The sequence below is a fragment of the Pseudomonas sp. L7 genome (assembly GCF_046605565.1).
Taxonomy (GTDB): domain Bacteria; phylum Pseudomonadota; class Gammaproteobacteria; order Pseudomonadales; family Pseudomonadaceae; genus Aquipseudomonas; species Aquipseudomonas wayambapalatensis.
The window spans coordinates 2,651,634-2,676,048 of record NZ_CP176784.1 but is presented as its reverse complement, the minus strand read 5'-3'; the positions used below and the strand labels follow the sequence as shown (position 1 = coordinate 2,676,048).

Genomic DNA, 24,415 nt, shown 5'->3' with positions numbered 1-24,415 from the left:
AGGCCTGCGTGCCGCACCGCCCCTTGTGGGGGCGGGCTGGCCTCGCAATCACCGGTCAAAGCCGGTGCCAGATACCGCAGTGCTGCAATCGCGGGACCAGCCCGCTCCCACAATCAATGAGTGACCCGCTGCAGCGCCTGCCCGTCATGCCACCAGGCCGCAAGGCTGAACACATCCGGTGCCTTGAGGATGCTGAAGTGGTTGCCAGGGCCGTACCACACCGCCAGTTGCGGCAGCAGACGCTGCCAACCGGCAAGCATCGCCGACTGTTCGCGCTGGTTGCCGGCCGCATCCAGGGTCGCGTCGGCCACCAGCACCAGGCTTGCCGGGCCGCAGTAATCGGCCTGTGCCAGGTATGGCGTACGCAGCGCGCTGGAGAAGGTCCGGGCGATCCCATGCAGCGCCCTGGCGGAAGAACGCGCGGGCATCAGCCCGACGCGAACCATGGCCTGGTGCAAGCGCTCGAGCTGCTGCTCGTCGTCCAGCGCGGCAAAGGCCTGGCGGTCGATGTCCAGCGAGCGCCCACTGGCCAGCTGCAACGATTCGATCAGCCGGTCCAGCGCTGCCCCTGCGGTGTAGGGCCGACCGCAGACGCTGTTGCCACCCGGTGACTCGCTGTCGATCAAGGTCAATGAGCGCACCTCGCGCCCCTGTGCCTGCAACCGCGCCGCCATGGCATGCGCCACCCAGCCACCGAAGGAATGCCCGACCAGGTTCAACGGCCCCTGCGGGTACAGGGCTTCGATGGCCTGGACATGGCAGGCCGCCGCAGCTTCGATGCTGCTGTGGGGTGTGGCGGAGCCATCAAGGCCACGCGATTGCAGGCCGTACACCGGCCAGTTGGCCCCCAGCGCCTCGGCCAGGCCGATGAAGCTGGTCACACTGTCGCCGGCCCCCGGCACACAGAACAGCGGCGCATGGCCGACCTGCCCGCTCTGGATCGCCACCAGCGGCTGATAAGCCACCACCGGTTTCTCGCCGATGCCCGCACGGGCGGCCCGCAGCGCTGCACCGAGCGCACGTCCCAGGCCCTGCACGTGGGGCGCCTGCATCATGCTCAGGTGATCGCCGGGCACCGCGATGCACTGCAACTGGCCAGTCGGCACCGTGCGCTCCCAGCCAAGGTTCGGCTGCTCGGCGTGACGCGGCCCACCCTGCTCGGCACGCAGCAGGTGGATGGCAATGCCCAGCGGTTCCGGGCGGTAGTGGGCCATGGCATGGCCGTGGGCGATCTCGCGCTCGAAGAACAATTTCAGTGCGTCATCGCTTGCGGCGGCCAGTTGCGGATACAGCAACCCCTGCTCACGACAGGCCGCCAGCAAGGTGGCGAAGTCGGCTTGCCCAGCCTCCAGGGCATTGACCCTGGCCAGTTGCGCCGCGCCGTTTGCGCCGAGCCCTTGCCAGTGCCCGGCGCAGTGCAGCAGCAGTTGCTGTTGCAGCAGGCGCGCACCCTGCCAGCGTGCCTTGCCCTGGTCGACCAGGCGCGGCTGCCAGGTGTCGATCAAGCCCAGGAACTCGACCTGCTCGTCCGCCCCCAGCAGTTGCGCGGCGATTTCATAGGCCAGCACGCCGCCGAACGACCAGCCGGCAAGCCGGTATGGCCCGTGTGGCTGGACCCTGCGGATACGCTCCAGTTGCGCGCGGGCCAGGGCCTCCAGGGTGTCCGGCTGCGCCTCGCCCAGGGCAAGGCCCGGCACGCCGTAGATCGGGAAATCACCGTCCAGTTGCTGGCCCAGTACCGGGAAGTAGAAATCCATGCCGCTGAATTCGTGGATCAGGAACAGTGCCGGTTCGTCGCCCTCGGCGCGCACGCACACCAGCTCCATCTGCGGCGTTGCCGCCTGCAGATGCTCGGCCAATGCCGCCACGCTGGCATGCTGGAACAGCTCGGCGAGCGAGACCTGCAGCCCCTGTTCGCGCAACAGGCCCACCAGCCGGATGGCCAGCAGCGAATGCCCCCCCAGGGCGAAGAAGCTGTCATGGCGCCCCACCTGCCCGATCTCCAGCACCTGCGCCCAGAGCGTCGCGAGCTGTTGCTCCAGCGCGGTGGTCGGGGCCTCGTAACGGCTCTCGGCAAGATCCTGCATCGCCGGACGCGGCAGCGCCTTGCGGTCGATCTTGCCGTTGTTGGTCAGCGGCAGCGCATCGAGCACGACGCAAGCCGACGGCACCATGTACGCCGGCAAGCGTTCCTGCAGCCAACCCCGCACAGCGGCGGCATCGAGGGTCGGGTCTGTGCGGGTGAACCAGGCGACCAGGCGCGCCGGCCCCTGCGTCAGGGTCAGGGCCATGACCACCACTTCGCCGATGCCCGGACACAGCGCCAGGTGCTGCTCGACTTCGCCCAGTTCGATACGGAAACCGCGGATCTTCACCTGGTCGTCGTTGCGCCCCAGGCACTCCAGCTGGCCGTCGTCGCGCCAGCGGCCCAGATCGCCGGTGCGGTACAGGCGTGCGCCCGGCTGCGCGCTGAACGGGTCGTCGACAAAGCGCTCGGCGGTGAGTTCCGGACGGTTTAGGTAGCCCAGCGCCACGCCATCGCCACCGATGTACAACTCACCTACTGCCCCAAGCGGCACCGGACGCAGGTGCGCGTCCAGCACATGCACCTGGGTACTGCCGACCGGCCCTCCGATCGGCACCAGTTCGGCGTCCGCCGGCACGTGGCGAACCTGCCCGGCGGTGGCATAGGTGGTGGTTTCCGTCGGCCCGTAGCAATGCACCAGGCGCAGGCCCGGTGCCTGCCCCAGCAAGCTGCGAAACGCTGCCGGATCCGCCCGTTCGCCACCGCACAGCAGCACGCGCAACCCTGCCAGCACGTCAGGGATCATCTGCACATACTGGTTGAACAACGCCGTGGTGACGAACAGCACCGTGGCGCCTCCTTCACGCAGGGTCGCGCCCAGTCGCACAGGGTCGAGCAAGGTGTCATGGTCGATAACCAACACCTGGCCGCCATTGAGCAGAGCACCCCAGACATCCATGGTGCTGGCGTCGAACGCGGGGTTGGAGGCGAAAGCGATGCGGTCCTGGGCGCTGAAGTCGGCGTAGCCATCGTTGAGCACCAGGCGGGTGATGCCACGATGGGGCACGCGCACGCCCTTGGGCGTGCCGGTGGAGCCAGAGGTGTACATGACGTAGGCGACCGTATCCCCACCTTGGGCCAGCCCCGGGTTGTGACCGGGCTGACGGTTCAGGTCCAGGCGATCGAGGTCGATGCGGCGCGCGCGGTAGGTCAGGGTCGCCGTGCTGTCGCAGATCAGCGCCACGGCCTGGCAGTCCTGCACCATGAAGCCCTGTCGTTCGGCCGGCGCATGGATGTCCAGCGGCACATAAGCCGCACCGCACTTGGCGACGGCCAGCTGGGCCTGGAGCAGTGCCAACGAACGCGGCAACAGGATCGCCACATGATCGCCCGGCGCCACGCCTTGCTCGATCAGGTGGTGGGCCAGGCGGTTGGCCTGCTCGTTGAGCTCGCCGTAGGTCAGGCTGTGCGCCCTGTCACGGGCGGCGATGGACAACGGATGCCGCGCCACCTGTTGTTCGAACAGGCGATGCACCGGCAGGTCGCGCGGGTAGTCACGCGTGGTGGCGTTGAAGGTCTCGCGCAACTGCCGGGCCTCGGCCATCGGCACCACGTTCAGGCGCTCGAGCCCTTCGCAGACGCCCCTCTCAAGTGCCTGCAACAGCAGGTGCAGGGCGTGCTCCACGTAACCGCAGATCCGCCGGGCATCGATGCCCTGCTCGGTTTGCGCGGTCAGCTCGAACGCCAGGCCCAGGTCATCGACGCTCAGCGCCAACGGGTAGTTGCTGCGCTCGTGCGCCTCGACCAACTCGATACCGTCCCACGCCTTGCGCGCAGCCTCGCCCTGCCCGGCCAACGTGCCATGGCGATAGTTGAGCAACGCACTGAACAACGCAGCCCCCGTAGGCAAGCCACTGCAGCGCTGGGCCAGCGCAAGGCGTGCCTGCTCATGGGCCAGCAGGCCGGTCAGGCGTTGGTGGGCTTGCTGCAACGCCGCCAGCACGGGCTGTCCGACAAGGTCCAGGCGCAGCGGCAAGGTATTGATGTAGACCCCCAAGGCCCGCTCGGCGCCCTCGCCGCCCTGCAGCCGACCGAGCAGCACGGTGCCGAACACCACGCTGTCGCGCCCGCTCAGTTGCCCGAGTACCTGGGCCCAGGCCAGGTGCATCAGGCTGGCAGCACTGACGTTATGGCGACGGGCCTGTTCGCGGATGCGCAGGTTCAGCGCATGGTCCAGACGCTGATGGTGCTGCGCCTGGGCATCCTGGTGTGGCGTTGCATAGCCGCCGTAAGGCAGGGTGGGTTCGTCGATATCGGCCAGTTGCTCGCGGAAGAAGGCTTCATGGGCCGCCTCGCCCGCCCCACGCTGCAGTTGGGCGATGTAGTTGCGGTAAGGCACCGCCGCTGGCAGCGCATGGGCCTGTTCGAGCAGACAGGCTTGCAGCTCGCTGCGCAACACCTCGAGGGCGACGTGATCCATGACCAGATGGTGGAACAGCAGCGTAGCGCTGATTCGTCCGGTACTCGGGTCAGTACGGTGTACCAGGCGCAGCAACGGTGCGCGGGCCAGGTCGAAGCGGCGCGGCTCGATGGCATCGTCCTCCTGCACCACATCCAGCGGTGCATGGCGCCAGACCACCTGCACAGGTTCGGCCAGCCCATCCCAGTGGAAGGCACTGCGCAGGATATCGTTACGCGCAATCACCTGGTCCAAGGCGCGGTGCAGAGCCTGCAAACGCCCCCGGTCGGCGAGCAGGAAACGTACCTCCAGCACATAGGCCGCCTCACCTTCTCCGGCCAGGTGGTGATAGAGCATGCCCGCCTGCAGCGGCCCGAGCGGATAGATGTCCTGGACATTGGCGGTACCGCCATCCACCTGGCCGACGATGCGCTCGATCGCCTCTTGCGTCAGCGCCACCAGCGGCAGCAGCTCAGGCGTAATGCGCGGGCAATCGGCGGCGATGCGGTTGGCAGGCACCTGCACCTGGTCGAGGGTCTCGACCGTCGCGGCAAGGGCCGCCAGGTCCGGCTCGGTGAACAGCGCCTGGATATCCAAGGCCAACCCCCGGGTGCGCAGGCGAGCGACCAGGGTCACGGCCAGCAGCGAATGGCCGCCCAATTCGAAGAAGTTGTCGTGTCGCCCTACCCGCTCCACGCCCAGCAACTCGCCCCACAACTCGGCGAGCAGGTGCTCGGTATCACTTTCGGGGGCTTGGTAGACCTGGCCTTGCAAGGCCTCGACAGCGGGAACAGGCAATGCCTTGCGGTCGAGCTTGCCGTTGGGGCTCAGCGGCAGGGCCGGCAGGTGCACGAACTGTGCAGGCACCATGAACTCGGGTAGTTGAACCTGCAACTGCCCCCTCAAGGCGTCTGCCGTGTGCACGACCCCGGTGTAGTACGCCACCAGGCGCTTGCCGGCTGGCGGCAAGTCCAGAGCCAATACAGCGGCTTCCTTGATGCCTGCGATGCGGGTCAGGCAGGCCTGGATCTCGCCCAGTTCGATGCGCAGGCCGCGGATCTTCACCTGGTCGTCGTTACGCCCCAGGTATTCCAGGGTGCCGTCGGCCAGGTGCCGAGCCAGGTCTCCAGTGCGATACAGACGTGCGCCGGGGCGGGTGCTGAACGGGTCTTCGATGAAGCGCTCGGCACTCAGTTTCTCGCGGTTCAGATAACCACGGGCAACCTGTACGCCGCCGATATATAGCTCACCGGCAACGCCCTGCGGCACTGGCTGGCCCTGCGCGTCGAGCACGTAAAGCGTGGTGTTGGCGATCGGTTTGCCGATCGGGGTGTTGTCTGGGGTCTGCTCCAGTGGCTCGGCGCAGTGCCAGGCACTGACGTCAACTGCAGCTTCGGTCGGGCCGTACAAGTTGTGCAACTCGACGCTCGGCAACTGCGCCTTGAAGCGCCGTACCAGGCTGCCGGGCAACGCTTCGCCGCTGCACAGCACCCGACGCAGCGCTGCAGGTTCGGCATCGCCATAGGCGAGGAACACGTCGAGCATCGAAGGGACGAAGTGCAGGGTCGTGACCGACTCGGCAGCCATCACCTGGCGCAGGTAGCCAGGGTCACGGTGCCCGCCCGGGCGTGCCATGACCAGTTGTGCACCGGTCTGCAGCGGCCAGAAGAACTCCCACACCGACACGTCGAAGCTGAACGGGGTTTTCTGCAGTACTACGTCGTCAGCGCCCAGGCCATAGGCATCCTGGGTCCAGAGCAGGCGATTGACCACCCCGGCGTGCTCGTTCATCACGCCCTTGGGCAGGCCGGTGGAGCCAGAGGTATAGATCACATAGGCCAGGTGTTGCGGAGTAAGGCCGGCAACCTTCGGATTCTCGCTGGAAAGCGCATGCCACTCGGGCAGGTCCAAATCGACCTGCGGCACCTCGAACGCTGCCAGCACCCCGCGGGTAGCCGCATGCCCCAGCACCGCCACCGGCGCGCTGTCGGTGAGCATATGGCGGATGCGGTCGGCCGGATAATCCGGATCGACCGGCACATAGGCACCGCCCGCCTTGAGGATCGCCAACAAGCCAATGACCATCGACAGACCGCGCTCGACGCAGATCGCCACACGGTCATCCGGCTTCACCCCGAGTGCAATCAGGTGATGGGCCAGGCGGTTGGCCTCGGCGTTCAGTGCGCGGTAAGTCAACTGCCCGGTTTCGGCACGCAGGGCGATGCGCTCGGGCGTGCGTTCAACCTGAGCCTCGATCATCCCGTGAACGGTCTGCTCCAGGTCATAGTCCACGGCAGTGTCGTTGTAGTCGACCAACAGTCGGCGACGCTCCAGCGCATCCGGCAGGGCAATGCTTGCCAGCACTGCACCGTCGCTGCCGGCCATGGCCCACAGCAGTTGCTCCAGATACCCGCAGTAGCGCTCCACCGTGGCCCGCTCGAACAAGGCGGTGGCATAGTTCAGCGCGCCGCCAAAGCCTTCTGCGGTCTCGCCCAGGCTCAGGCTCAGGTCGAACTTGGCAAAGCCCTGCCCTTGGCCGAGGTTGCGCAGGCTCAGGCCGTCCAGCCCAGTGGCGAAATCATGGCCGCCCTCCCACTCCAGCGACACCTGGTACAGCGGCGTGTGGGCCAGGCTGCGCGCTGGCCTGATCAGGTCCACCACCTGCTCGAACGGCAGGTCCTGATGCTCCTGCGCGGCCAGTACCTGGGTCTTGACCCGCGCCAGCAAGGTGCCGACATCCGGCGCGTCCGCCAGGTCCAGGCGGATGGCCAGGGAGTTGACGAACAATCCGATCAGCCCTTCGACCTCTGCCTGTCGACGCCCGGCCACCGGCGTACCGATCACCACCTCGTCCTGCCCCGACAAACGTGCCAGCAGCACCGACCAGGCGCCCATGAACAGCATGAACGGCGTGACCTGGTGACGCTTGCACAGGGTCTTGAGATCGTCTGCGAGGCGCGCGTCCAGGCGGATACGCACGCTGTCACCCGTGTAATCCTGGCGCACTGGACGCGGCCGGTCGGTCGGCAGGCTCAGCAGCGCTGGCGCACCGGCCAGGTTGTTGCGCCAGAACTCGCCCTGGCGCTGCAGTGCCTCGCCCTGCAGCCAACGGCGCTGCCACACCGCGTAATCGCCATACTGGATCGGCAACGGCGCAAGGAGCGCCTCGCGGCCCTCGCGCAAGGCCTGGTACAGCGCGCTCAGCTCACGGGTCAGCACGCCCATCGACCAGCCATCGGCGACGATATGGTGCAGCGTCAGCAGCAGCACATGGTGCTGTGGCGCGACCTGCAGCAGGCGAGCCCGCAACGGCAATGCCTCGCCCAGCGCGAACGGCCGCGCAGCTTCTGCGCGGATCACCTCGTCCAGGCGCGGCTCATCGGCTCTGGCCAGCTGCTCGCGCAGCAATACCAAGCGCTGCGCCGACAACCGCACCTGCGGCTCGCCATCGACCTCGAAGAACTCGCTGCGCAGCGCCTCGTGACGCTCGACCAGTGCCACCAGGGCCTGCGCCAAGGCGTTGGCGTCCAGTTCGCCGCGCAGCTCCAGCGCCAGGGGAATGTTGTAGGCCTGGCTGGCACCGTTCATCTGTGCCAGGAACCACAGACGCTGCTGGGCGAACGACAACGGCAGCGGCTGATCGCGTGCCACTGCCAGCACCGGCGGCAGCTCGCTGCGCGCAGCCGCCGCCACCACCTCGGCCATCGCCGCCAGCTCGGCCTGGGCGAACAGTGTCCCCAGCGTGAGCTCCACGCCGAGTCGCTGACGAACCTGCGCGACCAGGCGCATGGCCAGCAGCGAGTGACCGCCCGACTCGAAGAAGTGATCCTGTCGACCGACCCGCTCGACCTGCAGCAACCCTTGCCAGATCTGCGCCAGGGTCTGCTCCAGCTCGCCCTGGGGCGCCTCGAAGCGACGCTCGAACAGGTCGGCGCGGGTGGGGGCCGGCAGCGCGCGGCGATCAAGCTTGCCGTTGGCCGTCAGCGGCAGCGACTCGAGCCGCACGAAGGCGACCGGCACCATGTAATCGGGCAAGTGCGCCTGCAGCTGTGCACGCAGTTGCGCAGCCGCGGCCACCTCGACGCTGTCCTGGCCGGTGAAGTAGGCCACCAGGCGCGCCTGCCCCGGCTGGTCCTCGCGGGCCAGTACCACGGCTTCGTTGATGCCTGGCAGCGCTGCCAGGCGGCTTTCGATCTCGCCCAGCTCGATGCGCACGCCACGGATCTTCACCTGGTCGTCGTTGCGCCCGAGATAGTCGAGGGTGCCGTCATCCAGCCAGCGCACCAGGTCACCCGTTCGGTACATGCGCGCGCCCGGTTGCGCGCTGAACGGATCGTCGAGGAAACGCTCGGCAGTCATCTGTGCACGGTTCAGGTAGCCACGGGCAAGCCCGGCGCCGCCAATGTACAGCTCGCCGGCTACGCCCTGTGCCACGGGCTGGCGGTGCGCATCGAGCACGTAGAGCCGGGCGTTGTCGACCGGCGCGCCAATATGCAGCACACCGCCAGGGGTCATCGCCCCGGAGCTTGCGACCACCGTGGTTTCGGTGGGGCCGTAGTTGTTGATCACGGCAAAACCGGAGTGACGGGTGAATTGCCGCAGGCGGTCACCGCCGATCAGCAGGGTGCGCAAGGTCGGGTGATCGATCTGGTGGCTGAAGGCATATTCGGCCACGGGTGTCGGCAGGAAACTGACATCCAGCGGGCAGCCGCGCCACCAGGCGAGCAAGGCGTCGATATCCTCGCCCTGTTCGCTGGGCGGCGCGATATGCAGGGTGGCCCCGGCGCACAGGGCCGGCCAGACTTCCCAGGCCATGGCGTCGAAGCCGAATCCGGCGAGGCTCGAGGTGTGGCGCCCCTGGCACAGGTCGAAGGCGCGGCAATGCCAGTCGATCAGGTTGTTGAGGGTGCGGTGTTCGACCATCACGCCCTTGGGCAGGCCGGTGGAGCCGGAGGTGTAGATCACGTAGGCCAGGTTGCCGACAGCCAGGCCATCGACCTGCGGGGCGTGCTCGCTCGACGGCCAGTCTGCCCGGTCGAGCTCGATCACCGGCACCGAACACTCGCCAAGACGTGCGCGCAGGTCGTGCTGAGTGAGCAGCGCGGCCGGGGCACTGTCATCGAGCAGGTAGGCGATGCGTTCATCGGGATGCGCCGGATCGATCGGCACGTAACCCGCGCCGGCCTTGAGGATGGCCACCAGGCCGATCAAGGTGTCCAGACCACGACGGGCCAGAATCGCCACGCGGTCTTCAGGCTGCACGCCGAGCATGACCAGGCGCTGGGCCAGGGCGTTGGCACGTTGCTCCAGCTCACCGTAGCTCAGCGCGCTGCCTGCGCAGGTGGCGGCCACGGCTTCGGGCTGCGCGCTGGCCTGGAGCTGGATACGCTGGTGCACCGTGAGCATGGTTTCGGTGTCACCCGGGCGGTCGTTGAAGGTCTCGAGCACTCGCTCGCGCTCGGCGGCAGGCAGCATGTCGAGCCGATCGACACCCAGCGCTGGCGTCTGCGCCAGGGCCTTTACCAGGCTTTCGAGGGTTTTCTCAAGATAGGCGCAGACCCGCTGCTTCGGCACTTCGGAAGTCGCCAGCAAGGTCAGGCGCAGAGCGTCGCCCAGGTCGTCGACACTCAAGGTCAGCGGATAGTTGGTGCCCTCTTCGCTTGCCAGTACTTCGATGCCATCCCACGCCGCGCGGGCCTGGCCATCGGCAACCGGCGCACTGTGCCGATAGTTGAGCAAGGCGTTGAACAGTGGCGTGGGCGCGGCCACACCGCTGCAACGCTGGGCCAAGGCCAGCGGGGCGTGCTCGTGACGCATCAGCGTGGTCAGGCGCTGGTGAGTGGCCTTGATCGCCGTGACCAGGTCCAGATCGGCCAGATCCACCCGCAGCGGCAAGGTATTGATGAAAATCCCCAGTGCACGGTCGTTGGCCTCCGCACCCATCAGGCGGCCCATCAAAACGGTGCCGAACACCACCTGCTCACGCCCGGTCAGCCCTCCAAGAACCCGTGCCCAGGCCAGGTGGAACAGGCTCGCCAGGCTCACGCCCAGCGCCCGCGCCTGGCTACGCAGGCCATCGCACAGGGCCGGCGCCAGCGTCAGGCTCTCTTCGTGCGGTGCACTACCGTCCCCCTGCACGTCCTGCAGGCCGTAGGCCAGCGTCGGCTCGACGATATCGCCCAGTTGCTCGCGGAAAAACGCCTCGTGCTGTGCCTGGCTGACGCCCAGCAAGGCCTGGCCGACGTAATTGCGAAACGGTACTGCCGCGCCCAACAGGTGGCCGTCACCGCGCAACACGGCCTGCATTTCGTGACGCACCACCTCGAGGGCGCTGTGGTCCATGGCGATATGGTGGAACCGCAGCGTGGCTTGCACGCGACCGTCGCTGGCCGCAGGCGCGCAATGCAGGCGGATCAGCGGTGCCTGGCCGAGATCGATACGCTCGTCCAGTGGCCTGCCGCGGCACACCTGCAGCCGGGCCTCGCGCCAGACCACCTGCACCGGCGCCTCCAGTCCCTGCCAATGCACCGAAGTGCGCAGGATATCGTGGCGGTCGATCACCGCCTGCAGCGCTTGGACGAACGCCTGCAGGTGCGCCTGGCTGGCAAAGGCGAATTGCGACTGCATCACGTAGGGGTCGCTGCCCTCTGCGCTGGCGTGATGATAGAGAATGCCCTGCTGCAAGGGCGCCAGCGGGTAGATGTCCTGCACATTGGCGTGGCAGCCGGGAATCTGCGCGGCGAGCGCATCGATGGCGCCCTGGTCGAGCTCGACCAGGTTGAGCAGCGCCGGGGTGATCCGTGTGCAGTCGGCCGGGATGGCGTTGTCCGGGGCGCCGGCATTGCCGGCCCTGGCCACGTACTCACCGCGCTCGAGCAGTGCGATCAGCGCCGGCTTGTGCTCGCGCAGGCGCGCCACCAGGCTCGCATCGGTCAGCGCCTGGCGGTTGCCCTGGACCACCAGCTGGCCATCCTTGAGCGCCAGCTGGATATCGTTGGCTGACAATGTCGCCAGTAGGTCGTTGATGCTCACAGGACGATCTCCATTCTGTCTGTGATGGCGGCATAGCCTGCCAAGGTCGGTTGTTCGAACAGCGCGCGCACATCGGCCTCCAGACCCTCCTGGCGCAGGCGGGCGGTCAGGGTCACCGCCAGCAGCGAGTGGCCGCCCAGTTCGAAGAAGTTGTCATGCCGCCCTACCCGCTCCACACCCAGCAGCTCGCACCAGAGCGCAGCCAGCAACTGCTCGGTGTCGCCTTGGGGGGCCTCATAGGGACGCGCGTCGGCCACGGTGGCGGCCGGCAGCGCCTTGCGGTCAAGCTTGCCGTTGGGGCTCAGTGGCAAGGCGTCCAGATGCATGAACAGCGCCGGGACCATGAATTCCGGCAGTTGCGCCGACAGCTGCTGGCGCAGGCCCTCGACGGGCTGCATGGCGCCGGTGTAATAAGCGACCAGGCGCTGATCCACGGCCAGCACCACCGCCTCCTTGATCCCCGCAATGCGAGTCAGGCAGGCCTGGATCTCGCCCAGTTCGATGCGCAGGCCGCGGATCTTCACCTGGTCGTCGTTGCGCCCCAGGTACTCCAGGGTGCCGTCGGCCAGATGCCGGGCCAGGTCTCCGGTACGGTAGAGGCGTGCGCCGGGGCGGGTGCTGAACGGGTCTTCAATGAAGCGCTCGGCACTCAGTTTCTCGCGGTTCAGATAACCACGGGCAACCTGTACGCCGCCGATATATAGCTCACCGGCAACGCCCTGCGGCACTGGCTGGCCCTGCGCGTCGAGCACGTAAAGCGTGGTGTTGGCGATCGGTTTGCCGATCGGGGTGTTGTCTGGGGTCTGCTCCAGTGGCTCGGCGCAGTGCCAGGCACTGACGTCAACTGCAGCTTCGGTCGGGCCGTACAAGTTGTGCAACTCGACGCTCGGCAACTGCGCCTTGAAACGCCGTACCAGGCTGCCGGGCAGTGCTTCACCACTGCACAGCACGCGCTTGAGGCGTGCGGCCTGCAGGTCGCCGTGGGCCAGGAAGACATCGAGCATGGACGGCACGAAGTGCAGGGTCGTGATACCACGCTCGGCGATGACGTCAGCCAGGTACTGCGGATCGCGATGGCCACCTGGGCACGCCATGATCAGTTGTGCACCGGTCTGCAGCGGCCAGAAGAACTCCCACACCGACACGTCGAAGCTGAACGGGGTCTTCTGCAGCACCACGTCGCCAGCGCCCAGGCCGTAGGCGTCCTGGGTCCAGAGCAGGCGATTGACCACCCCGGCGTGCTCGTTCATCACGCCCTTGGGCAGGCCGGTGGAGCCTGAGGTATAGATCACGTAGGCCAGGTGTTGTGGGGTGAGGCCCACAACCTCTGGGTTGTCGCTGGAAAGCGCATGCCACACGGGCAGGTCCAGATCGACCTGCGGCACCTCGAACGCTGCCAGCACCCCACGGGTCGCCGCATGCCCCAGCACTGCCACCGGCGCGCTGTCGGTGAGCATATGGCGGATACGATCGGCCGGATAATCCGGATCGACCGGCACATAGGCACCGCCCGCCTTGAGGATCGCCAACAAGCCAATGACCATCGACAGACCGCGCTCGACGCAGATCGCCACGCGATCATCCGGCTTCACCCCGAGTGCAATCAGGTGATGGGCCAGGCGGTTGGCCTCCGCGTTCAGCGCGCGGTAGCTCAGTTGGCTTTGCTCAGCGCTCAGCGCGATGCGCTCCGGCGTGCGTTCGACCTGGGCCTCGAACAGGCCGTGCACGGTCTGCGCGAGGTCGTAGTCCACGGCAGTCGCGTTGAAGCCGAGCAGCAGGCGCTGGCGTTCCTCGTGCTCCAGCACCGGCAGCTGGTTCAGCGGCAGGTCGGGCTGACGCTCGAGTGCTTCCACCAGGCCCTCCAGCACCTGCTGCAGTTGCCCGCAGACCCGCTCGGCACCTACCGCAGGCAGTACCTGCACGGTCAGGCGCAGGCCATCGCCCAGGTCATCCACGTTCAGGCTCAAGGGGTAGTTGGTGCGCTCTTCGCTGGCCAGTGTCTCGATACCCTGCCAGGCCTGACGCTGGGTTTCGGTCTCGGCAGCGCTGGCGCTGTGCCGGTAGTTGAGCATGGCACTGAACAGTGGCATGGGTGCGACCACGCCACTGCAACGCTGGGCCAGGGCCAGCGAGGCATGCTCGTGGGTCAGCAGCGCGCTCAACCGTGCGTGGGTGGCACGCACGCCTTCACGTACGCCGTGCCCCGCCAAATCAACGCGCAGTGGCAAGGTGTTGATGAACATGCCCAGGCCATGCCCGCTGCCCGCGCCACCTTGCATGCGCCCCAGCAGCACCGTGCCGAACACCACGTTGTCGCGACCACTGGCGCTGCCCAGCAGGCGCGCCCAGGCCAGGTGCAGCAGGCTGGCAGTACTCACGCCGAGCTGGCGTGCCTGGCTGCGCAGGCGTTGGTTCAGCTGCGGGTCCAGGTGCACCTGGGCCTGCTCGATGTTGTGCACGTCGCCCTGGATGTCACGCAGGCCGAACGGCAGGGTCGGCTCGTCGATATCGGCCAGTTGTTCACGGAAGAACGCCTCGTGCTCGGCCTCGCTGACGCCGAGGCGCGCCTGGGCCACGTAGTTGCGGTACGGCACGGCCGGCTCGCTCGGCGCGGGCAGCCCGTGCAGGTAACCGAGCATCTCTGCGCGCACCACCTCAAGCGCCGTGTGGTCGAGCACCAGGTGATGGAACTGCAAAGTCGCCTCGATGCGCTCCCCTGCACGGCGATAGAGCAGGCGCACCAGCGGCGCCTGGTTCAGCGCCAGGGTGTCGAAACGCTGCGCAGACTCGCAGGCGGTGTCGATCATCGGCAGGTCGGCCTGGCGCCAGACCACCTGCAACGGCTGCGCCAGCCCTTCCCACAGCACGGCGGTGCGCAGGATATCGTGACGGGCAATGACGCTTTGCAGCGCGCCGGCAAACGCCTGCAGCCGCGCCGGGCTGTCGAATACCAGCTGCGATTGCAGCAGGTACGGGTCGGCACCGGCGGCGCTCAGATGATGATAGAGAATGCCTTCCTGCAGCGGTGCGAGTGGGTAGATGTCCTGCACATTGGCCGCACCGCCGGGCACGCTCGCCACCACACGGTCGATGGCGGCCTGGTCCAGTTCGATCAGGTTGAGCATGTCGGGTGTGATACGGGTACAGCCGGGTGCAATGCGGTTGGCCGGCACCTGTACCTGGCGGCCCTGGCCAAGCGCTGCGGTCAGCGTCGCCACGCTCGGCTGGCTGAACAGCAAGCGCACATCAGCCTCCAGGCCCAGCTGGCGCAGGCGCTCGATCAGGCTGACAGCGAGCAGCGAATGCCCACCCAGTTCAAAGAAGTTGTCATGCCGCCCTACCCGCTCCAGGCCCAGCAGCTCGGCCCAGACCTGCGCCATGACCTGCTCGGTCTCGCCCTGCGGGGCTACATAGGCCGCCACCGGCAGATCGGCCGGATCCGGATCTGGCAGCGCCCTGCGGTCGAGCTTGCCGTGGCTGGTCAACGGCAAGGCCTGCAGGCGGATGAACGCCAACGGCACCAGATGGCCCGGCAGACTGGCCTGCAAGGCCTGGCGCAAGCCCTCGACCGGTGCGTCCTCGGTGTACCAGGCCAGTAAGCGCTCGCCGCGTACCAGTACCACGGCGTCACGTACGCCAGGCTGGGCGGCCACGGCCGCTTCGATCTCGCCAAGCTCGACGCGCACACCACGGATCTTTACCTGGTCGTCGTTACGTCCGAGGTAGTCGAGCGTGCCGTCGGCGTTCCAGCGCACCAGGTCGCCACTGCGGTACATCCGCGCTCCAGCCCGCGAGCTGAACGGATCGGCGACGAAACGCTGCTCGGTCAGTTCGGGCCGGTTCAGGTAGCCGCGGGCAACCCCGTCGCCACCGATGTACAGCTCGCCCGCCGCGCCTACCGGCACCGGCTGGCGGCGCTCGTCGAGCACATAGACCTGGGTATTGGCGATGGCGGTGCCGATGTGCAACGCACCACCGACCTGCACCTGCCCCGAGGTGGCAACCACGGTGGTTTCGGTCGGGCCGTAGTTATTGATCACGGCAAAGCCCGGATCACGCTCGAACTGACGCAGGCGGTCACCACCGATCAGCAACGTACGCAGGCTGGCGTGCTGACGCTCGCGGCGCAGGGCCTGCTCGGCTACCGGGGTTGGCAGGAAGCTGACCTGCAGCGGCTGCTCCAGCCACCAGTCGAGCAAGGCATCGACCTGTTCGTTGGCAAGCGTAGCAGGCGGCAGGTGCACCACGGCGCCTGCGCACAGGGCCGGCCAGACTTCCCAGGCCATGGCGTCGAAACCGAAGCCGGCCACACTGGAGGTGTGGCTGCCGGCGCCTACGGCAAAGGCTTCACAGTGCCAGTGCACCAGGTTGGCCAGGGTGCGATGCTCGACCATCACGCCCTTGGGCTGGCCGGTGGAACCGGAGGTGTAGACCACATAGGCAAGCGCATCGGCCTCCAGGCCCGGCACCTGCGGATCATGCTCGGCAGCGGACTGCCAGTCGCCGCGGTCCAGGTCCAGGCGTGCGATGTGCTGCGCCAGGCTGTGCTGGCGTGTGTCGGCAAGCACCAGTGCCGGGGCGCTGTCCTCGAGCAGATAGGCAATACGCTCGGCCGGGTAACCGGGGTCGACCGGCACGTAGGCGGCGCCCGCCTTGAGCACCGCCAGCAATGCCACCAGGCGCTGCGGCGTGCGCGGCAGGCACAACGCAACCCGGGCCCCGGGCCGCACGCCCAGGCCGATCAGGTGGTGGGCCAGGCGGTTGGCGGCACGATTGAGCTCGCCATAGCTGAGCACTTCGTCACCCTGCACTACCGCTTGAGCTTCTGGTGAGCGGGCCGCGCAGGCTTCGACCAGCGCATGCACGGTCTGGCCCTGCGGATAGCCACGGGCACTGGTGTTGAAATCGACCAGCAGGCGGCGACGTTCATCGGCACCCAGCACCGACAGGTCATCCAGCCGCGTGCCCGGCGCTCGTTCCAGGGCCGCGACCAGTTGCGCGATGCTGTTGGTCATCCACTGCGCAACACGTTCAGCGCCGATGTCGGCGACGGCCAGCACGCTCAGCGTGAACCCCTCGCCCAGGTCGTCGACACTCAAGGTCAGCGGGTAGTTGCTGCGCTCTTCGCCGCCCAGAAGACGCACACCCTGCCAGATACCCTCGCCATCGCGTGGCGCATCGGCAGCGCTGTGGCGGTAGTTGAGCAAGGCGCTGAACAGCGGTTGCCCGGCAGGTACGCCACTGCAACGCTGGGCCATGGCCAACGACGCGTGCTCATGGCCGAGCAGTGCCGACAGCCGGGCATGGGTGGCACGCACTGCTTCGGCCACCGCCACCTGGGTGTCGACCCGCAGCGGCAAGGTGTTGATGAACACGCCCAGTGCCCGGTCGGCACCCTCACCACCTTGCAGGCGGCCCATCAGCACCGTGCCGAACACCACCTCGCTGCGGTTGGCCAGCACACCGAGCAGGCGCGCCCAGGCCAGATGCATCAGGCTCGCGGCGCTTACGCCCAGGGTACGCGCCTGTTCGCGCAGGCGTCGGGCCAGCGTGCCATCGAGGGCCTGGTGCGCCTCGGCGATGCCGTGGCCTTCGCCCTGAACATCCTGTTGGGCAAATGGCAGGGTCGGTTCGTCTATATCACCGAGCATGTCGCGGAAGAACGCCTCGGCGCCCGCCGCATCGCTGCCCAGACGCGCCTGGGCCACGTAGTTGCGGTACGGCACCGGCGCGCTCAGGTTGGCCACGTCGCCGAACAGCAGGGTGTGCATTTCGGCGCCGACCACGTCCATCGCGGTGTGGTCGAGGGCCAGGTGGTGGAACAACAGGATTGCCACGACCTGGCCGTTGCGCGGATCCTGGCTGTAGACCAGGCGCATCAGGGGTGCCTGGGACAGGTCGAGCCGGTGCTGGCGGGCGTCGAAGCGCGCTTGCAATTGGTCGATGACCTCGCCTTCGCCCTCCAGCTCGACCGGCATCACGGCCAGCTTCGCCTGGCGCCACACCACCTGCACCGGCTGCGCCAGGCCTTCCCACACCAGCGAGGTGCGCAGGATGTCGTGCCGATCGATGACCTGCTGCAGGGCATCAGCCCAGGTCTGCAGGCGTTCGAGGGTGTCGAAGGCCAGGCGCGACTGCAGCAGGTAGGGGTCACCCTGTCCGGCACTCAGGTGGTGGTACAGGATGCCCTCCTGCAGTGGGGCCAGGGGGTAGATCTCCTGCACATTGGCTGCCCCGCCGGGCACCGTGGCGACGATGCGCTCGATGGTGGCCTGGTCCAGTTCGACCAGGCTGAGCATGTCGGGGGAGATCTGCTGGGCGCCGGCGGGTACGCGATTGTCCGGCACCCGCACCTCGCGTCCGCTGCCCACCGCAGCGGCCAGCGCGGCCAGCGTCGGCTGGGCGAACAGCACGCGCACATCGGCGGCAAGGCCGGCCTTGCGCATGCGCTCGATCAGGCTGACCGCCAGCAGCGAATGGCCACCCAGCTCGAAGAAGTGATCGTGTCGGCCGACACGATCGACCTTGAGCACTTCGGCCCAGATCGCCGCCAGCGCGATCTCCACCTCGCCCTCAGGCGCGGCGAAGGCACGACTCACCACCGCGGCCTGGCCCGGTTGCGGCAACGCCTGGCGATCCAGCTTGCCGTTGGCGGTCAACGGCCACTGGCCGACATGGACATAGGCCGACGGCAGCATGTAGTCGGGTAACTGGCCTTGCAATTGCGCATGCAGCTCGGTGATCGGCGGGACGCGGTCTTCGGTGCTGAACCAGGCCACCAGGCGCTTGTCGCCCGGGCCCTCTTCGCGCACCAGCACCACGGCTTCCTGCACCCCGGCGCACGCCGCAAGGCGCGCTTGGATTTCACCCAGCTCGATACGGAAGCCGCGCAGCTTGACCTGTTGGTCGTTGCGGCCCAGGTAACGCAAGGTGCCGTCAGCCTGCCAACTGACAAGGTCGCCGCTACGGTACAGGCGTGCGCCCGGCGTCTGGCTGAACGGATCCTCGAAGAAGCGCTCGGCGGTCAAGGTCGGCTGATTCAGGTAGCCCAGGGCAACCCCGTCCCCGCCGATGTACAGCTCACCGACGGCGCCGATCGGCACCGGCTGGCGCCAGGCATCGAGCACATAGCAAAGGCTGTTGCCAATCGGCCGGCCAATCGGGATCGCCCCCTCGCCCACTGCGAGGATTTCATGGGTGGTACTGAAGGTCGTGGCTTCGGTCGGGCCATAGCCATTGAGCAGGTGCGCCGGAGCGCCTTCGCCCAGTACACGGGCAATCACCTGGGGGTCGAGCACATCGCCACCGACCATCAGGTAACGCAGCGAACGGAACACCGGCAGCAGGTGCGCGGCGTACTGGTGGAACAACCCGGCGGTCAGCCACAGCACCGTGACTTCATGCTCCAGCAATGCCTGGCCCAGGGCCTCGTGCGACAGCACCTGATGCTGATCGATCACCACCACGCGCCCGCCGTTGAGCAGCGGCGCCCAGACCTCCAGGGTGCTGGCGTCGAACGCGGGGTTGGAGGCAAAGGCCACGCGGTCCTCGCCTTGCAGGTCGGCGAAGCCGTTGTTGATGACCAGCCGCACGATCGAGCGATGGGCCACCAGAACCCCCTTGGGCAGGCCGGTCGAGCCGGAGGTGTACATGATGTAGGCCGCAGCCCGCGCATCCACGGGAATGTCCAGGCCGTGGGCGGGATAGGCCGCCAGATCCAAGGTATCCAGCTCTAGCCTGCGTGTTGCGCCGACCTGCGGCTGATCGGCCTGGGTCAGCAGCAGCGTGGCACGGCTGTCTTGGAGCATGAAGGCCTGACGCTCGACCGGTGCATTGGCATCCAGTGGCACATAGACCGCGCCGCACTTGATCACGGCCAACTGGCTGGCCAGCAGGTCGAAGGAGCGCGGCAGCAGCAGCGCCACACGGTGCCCCGGGCGCACGCCCAGTTCCAGCAGGTGACGAGCCAGCCGGTTGGCGTGCTGATCGAGCTCGCCGTAACGCCACTGGCGCTGACCGTGCACCACGGCAACCGCGTCCGGGGTCTGGGCGGCGTGCACCTCGAACAAGCTCTGCACCGCGTGTTCGCGCGGGTAGGCGCGGCCGGTGGCGTTGAATCCGTGCAGCACCTGCTCGCGCGCCTCGGGCGACAGGCAGGACACCGCATGCAGGGGTGTTTCCGGAACCGTCTCCAGGGCATCGGCCAGGTTCGCCAGGGCGCTGCCCAGCAAGGCGCACACCTGAACGCCATCGACCTGCGGCACAGCCTGCACGGTCAGTTCCAGGCCCCGCCCCAGATCATCGACGTTGACCACCAGCGGATAGTTGCTGCGTTCACGCGAAGCCAACAGTTCGATGCCCGACCAACCCAGGCTATCCCCTGCGCCTTTGGCGCTGCTGTGGCGGAAGTTGAGCAAACTGGTGAACAGCGCCTGGGACGCCGGCACACCGCTGCAACGCTGGGCCTGCGCCAGCGATGCCTGCTCGTGGCCGAGCAGGCGTGCCAGACGCTGATGGGTACGACGCACACCTTCGGCGGCGCCAACGGCATCGACACTGACCCGCAGCGGCAAGGTGTTGATGAACATGCCCAGCGCCCGATCCGCCCCGGCGCCACCCTGCAGGCGGCCCAGCAGCACAGTGCCGAACACCACCTCGCTGCGCCCGCTCAGTTGCGCCAATACCTGCCCCCAGGCCTGGTGCACCAGGCTGGCGACGCTCACCCCCAGCGCGCGGGCCTGCACCCGCAGGCGCCCGGCCAGCGTGCCGTCCAGCGCCTGGCGGCTGTCGATCACCTCCACGCCATTGCCCTGCACATCGCGCAGGCCGAACACCTCGGTCGGCTCGTCGATATCTGCGAGCATCTCGCGGAACATCGCTTCATCGGCCGCAGGATCGGCATCCAGCCGCGCACGCGCCACGTAGTTGCGGTACGGCACGCTGTCGATGTGCAGCGACTGGCCCCGCAGTGCGGCACCCACCTCGGCCACCAGCCGTTCGACGGCGGTATGGTCGAGCAGGATATGGTGCAGCAACAAGGTCGCCTCCAGCCGCTCACCCTGGGCATGACGCACCAGTTGCATCAACGGCGCGCACGTCAGGTCCAGGCGATGCAGGTCGGCCTGCTCGCTGATGCGCAGTTGCGCCTGGCGATGCACCACCTGCACCGCTTCCTGCAGTCCCTCCCAGTGCAGGCTGGTGCGCAGGATATCGTGACGGGCGATCACCAAATCCAGCGCCTTGACGAAGCCTTGCAGCTCCACTTCGCCGGCAAAGGCGAAGCGTGCCCGCAACACGTAGGGGTCGGCGCCGGAACTGGCCAGATGGTGGTAGAGAATGCCCTGCTGCAGCGGTGCCAGGCCGTAGATGTCCTGGACATTGGTCGTACCCCCCGGAATGCCGGCGGTCAATGTGTCGATCTCATCCTGGCTGAGGTCGGCCAGCGGCAGCATGTGCGGTTCGATGCGCAGGCAGTTCGCCGGAATGCGGTTGATCGGCACCTGCGTCGGTAGATCGGCGCTCACCGCAGCCGCCAGCGCCGACAACGTCGGTTGGCCGAACAGCACGCGCACGTCGGCCGCCAGTTCCTGCTGACGCATGCGCTCCACCAGCTTGACCGCCAACAGCGAGTGGCCGCCCAGCTCAAAGAAGTTGTCGTGCCGGCCCACCTGCTCCAGGCCCAGCAATTGCTGCCAGATCGCCGCGATGCGTTGTTCCACTTCCCCGTGCGGCGCTTCGAAGGCGCGACGGGCGAAGGCCTCGCCATCGGGCTCGGGCAAGGCCTTGCGGTCGAGCTTGCCATTGGCGGTCAGCGGGAAGCTTTCCAGGCGCACGAAGGCCGCCGGCACCATGTACTCGGCCAGGTGGCACAGCAGGCTGTCACGCAGCGCGGCAGCATCGGGCTCGGCGCCTGCGGCGGCCAGCCAGTAAGCGACCAGGCGCTGCTCGCCGGCGCTGTCGCGGCGCGCCATGACCACGGCCTCGCGTACCCCCGCACAAGCCGCCAGGCGTGCTTCGATCTCGCCCAGCTCGATGCGGAAGCCACGAATCTTCACCTGATCGTCGTTGCGGCCCAGGTAATCCAGGCTGCCATCGGCGGCCCAGCGCGCCAGGTCGCCAGTCTTGTACAGACGCCCGCCAGGGTTGAACGGGTCGGCGATGAAGCGCTCGGCACTGAGCGCTTCGCGGTTCAGGTAGCCGCGGGCGACACCGGCACCGCCCACGTACAGCTCACCGGTGACACCGGTCGGCACAGGCTGGCGGCGGGCGTCAAGTACATAGAGCTGCAGGTCGGGAATGCGCGAACCGATCGGGCTTACCCCAACCAGTTGCGCGTCGGCGGCCTGCAGCGGTCGGTAGGTGACGTGCACGGTGGTTTCGGTGATGCCGTACATGTTCACCAGACGCGTACCGGCATTGCCGATGCGCGCGTACCAGGGTTTGAGCATCCCGGGCTCCAACGCCTCACCGCCAAAGATCACCTGGCGCAGGGAGTGTTGCAGTTCGCTGCGCTCCTGCGCTGCGATCAGTTGGCGGAAGGCACTGGGCGTCTGGTTGAGAACGCTGACGCCCGTGCGGCAAAGCAAGGCATAGCACTCGTCCGGCGAGCGACTGATGCGTTGCGGCACGATCAGCAACTGGCCTCCGAAGGCCAGCGCGCCCCAGATTTCCCACACCGAGAAGTCGAAGGCGAAGGAGTGGAACAGCGCCCAGGTGTCCTGGCGGTTGAAGGCGAACCAGTCGTGGGTGGCCGAGAACAGGCGCGAGACATTGCCATGCTCGACCATCACGCCCTTGGGCAGCCCGGTGGAGCCGGAGGTGTAGATCACATAGGCCAGGTGCGAAGGCAGCAGCCCGGCGAGCTTCGGATTGCCGGTGGGCTGTAGCTGCAACGACGGGTCGTCCAGGTCGATCACCGGTGCCGTTACCTCGCCCAGCAGCGCCAGGCTGTCGGCCTGGGTGAGGATGGCCCGCGGGGCACTGTCGCTCAAGGTGAAGGCAATGCGCTCGGCAGGATAGGCAGGGTCGATAGGCACATAGCCCGCACCGGCCTTGAGCACGCCCAGTAGGCCGACCAGCATGCCCAGGCCGCGCTCGACGCAGATCGCCACGCGGTCATCCGGGCCGATGCCCAGTTCGATCAGGCGATGAGCGAGCTGGTTGGCCCGCTGGTTGAGTTCGCCGTAGCTCAGACTCTGCTGCTCGAAGATCAGCGCAGTGTCCTGCGGGCGCGCCTGGGCGTGGGCCTCGAAGCGCTGGTGCACCAGCGGCGTCAGGGCGAACTCGAGCAAGGGACGGTTCTGGCCATGGATCAGTTGCTCACGCTCGTCGGCAGGCAGGATATCGATCCTGTTCAGCGGAGCATCCGGGTCATTGTCCAGGGCCTCGACGATCTGCTCGAGTGCCCGCGCCAGGTAACCCGCGATCCGCTGCGCGCCCAGCCCGCCGCCGACCAGGGCGGTGATGCGCAGGTCTTCGCCGAGGTCATCGATGTTGATCGTCAGCGGGTAGTTGGTGCGTTCTTCGGCGCCCAGCACCTGGATGCCAGGGGCGATGTCAATGACTTCGGCGGCGTCGGCGGCATCGCTATGGCGGTAGTTGAGGACGGTGTTGAACAGCGGCGCAGGCGCCGCCACCGCACTGCAGCGCTGGGCCAGCGCCAGCGGCGCCTGTTCATGGCCGAGCACGCCGGTCAAGCGCGTGTGAGTCGCCTGCAGCCCCTGGCGCACGCTTTGCTCGCCGACGTCGATGCGCACCGGCAGGGTATTGATGAACATGCCCAGCGCCTGTTCGCCGCCCTCGCCGGCCTCCATGCGCCCGAGCAGCACGGTGCCGAACACCACCGCCTCGCGCCCCGACAACTGGCCCAGGACCCGGGCCAGGCCCAGGTGAGTGATGGCTGCAGGGCTCACGCCCAGACGGCGTGCCTGGGCGCGCAGGCGCAGGCTCAGCCCACGCTCGAGGGTCAGGCGGGCGTCTTCCACCGACGGGTCCTCGACCTCGGCCACGCCGAAGGCCAGGGTAGGCTCGTCGATATCGGCCAGCATCGCGGAGAAGAACGCTTCATGCGCCGGCACGTCCAGCGCCTGACGCGCCTGCGCCAGGAGGTTGCGAAACGGCACCGCCGGCCCGACCTGTTCGGCATTGCCGGCCAGCCAGGCGCCGATCTCGCGGCGCACGATGTCGAGGGCGGTGTGGTCCATCACCGTGTGGTGGAACAGCAACAGGGCGGCGACCTCCTTGCCCGTACCCTGGGCATGCACCAGGCGCAACAGCGGCGCCTGGCGCAGGTCGAGGCGATAGTGGCGGGAGTCATGCAACCTGCGTAATTGCGCCAGCGGCTCGTCCTGGCCAGGCAGTTGCAGCGCTTCGCGCCCCAGCGGTGCTTCGCGCCAGACCACCTGCACCGGCTCGTCCAGGCGCTCCCAGTACATCGAGGTGCGCAGGATGTCGTGGCGCTGGATCACCCAGTCCAGCGCATCGGCGAAGGCCTCCAGATGCGCCTGGTCGGCAAAGCGCAGCTGGGCCTGCAACAGGTAGGGGTCGCCAGCATCGGCCGACAGGTGGTGGTAGAGCATGCCCTCCTGCAGCGGGGCCAGGGGATAGATGTCCTGCACGTTGGCCGCGCCGCCGGGAATGCTGGCGACAATGCGGTCGATGGCCTGCTGGTCGAGGTCCACCAGCGGCAGCATCTGCGGGGTGATCTTGAACGCCGGGCTCAGCCAGTCGTCGTTCTGTTGGGCGAGCATCTCCAGCAACGCCGGCTTGTGTGCGGCCAATGCATCCCACAGGGCGTCCTCCAGGGCATCGTCGTCACCATGGACGACGAGGTCATGATCGTCACGCTGAAGTCGGATTGCACGGGTGGAGAGCACAGCCATCAGTTCGCTGAAGCGCAT

2 protein-coding genes are annotated in these 24,415 nt (G+C 67.6%); both read right to left on the bottom strand.

Going from position 1 to position 24,415, the window contains the following annotated elements:
- Nucleotides 1-113: 113 nt before the first annotated feature.
- Entirely contained in the window at nucleotides 114-11,516 is an 11,403-nt protein-coding gene (locus ACK3BK_RS12020; protein WP_411384376.1) for an amino acid adenylation domain-containing protein, read from the bottom strand.
- The gene (locus tag ACK3BK_RS12015) at nucleotides 11,513-24,415 is read right to left on the bottom strand and encodes an amino acid adenylation domain-containing protein (RefSeq protein WP_411384375.1); all 12,903 of its coding nucleotides are present in this window, start codon (nucleotides 24,413-24,415) and stop codon (nucleotides 11,513-11,515) included. The genes ACK3BK_RS12020 and ACK3BK_RS12015 overlap by 4 nt, the downstream gene beginning before the upstream one ends.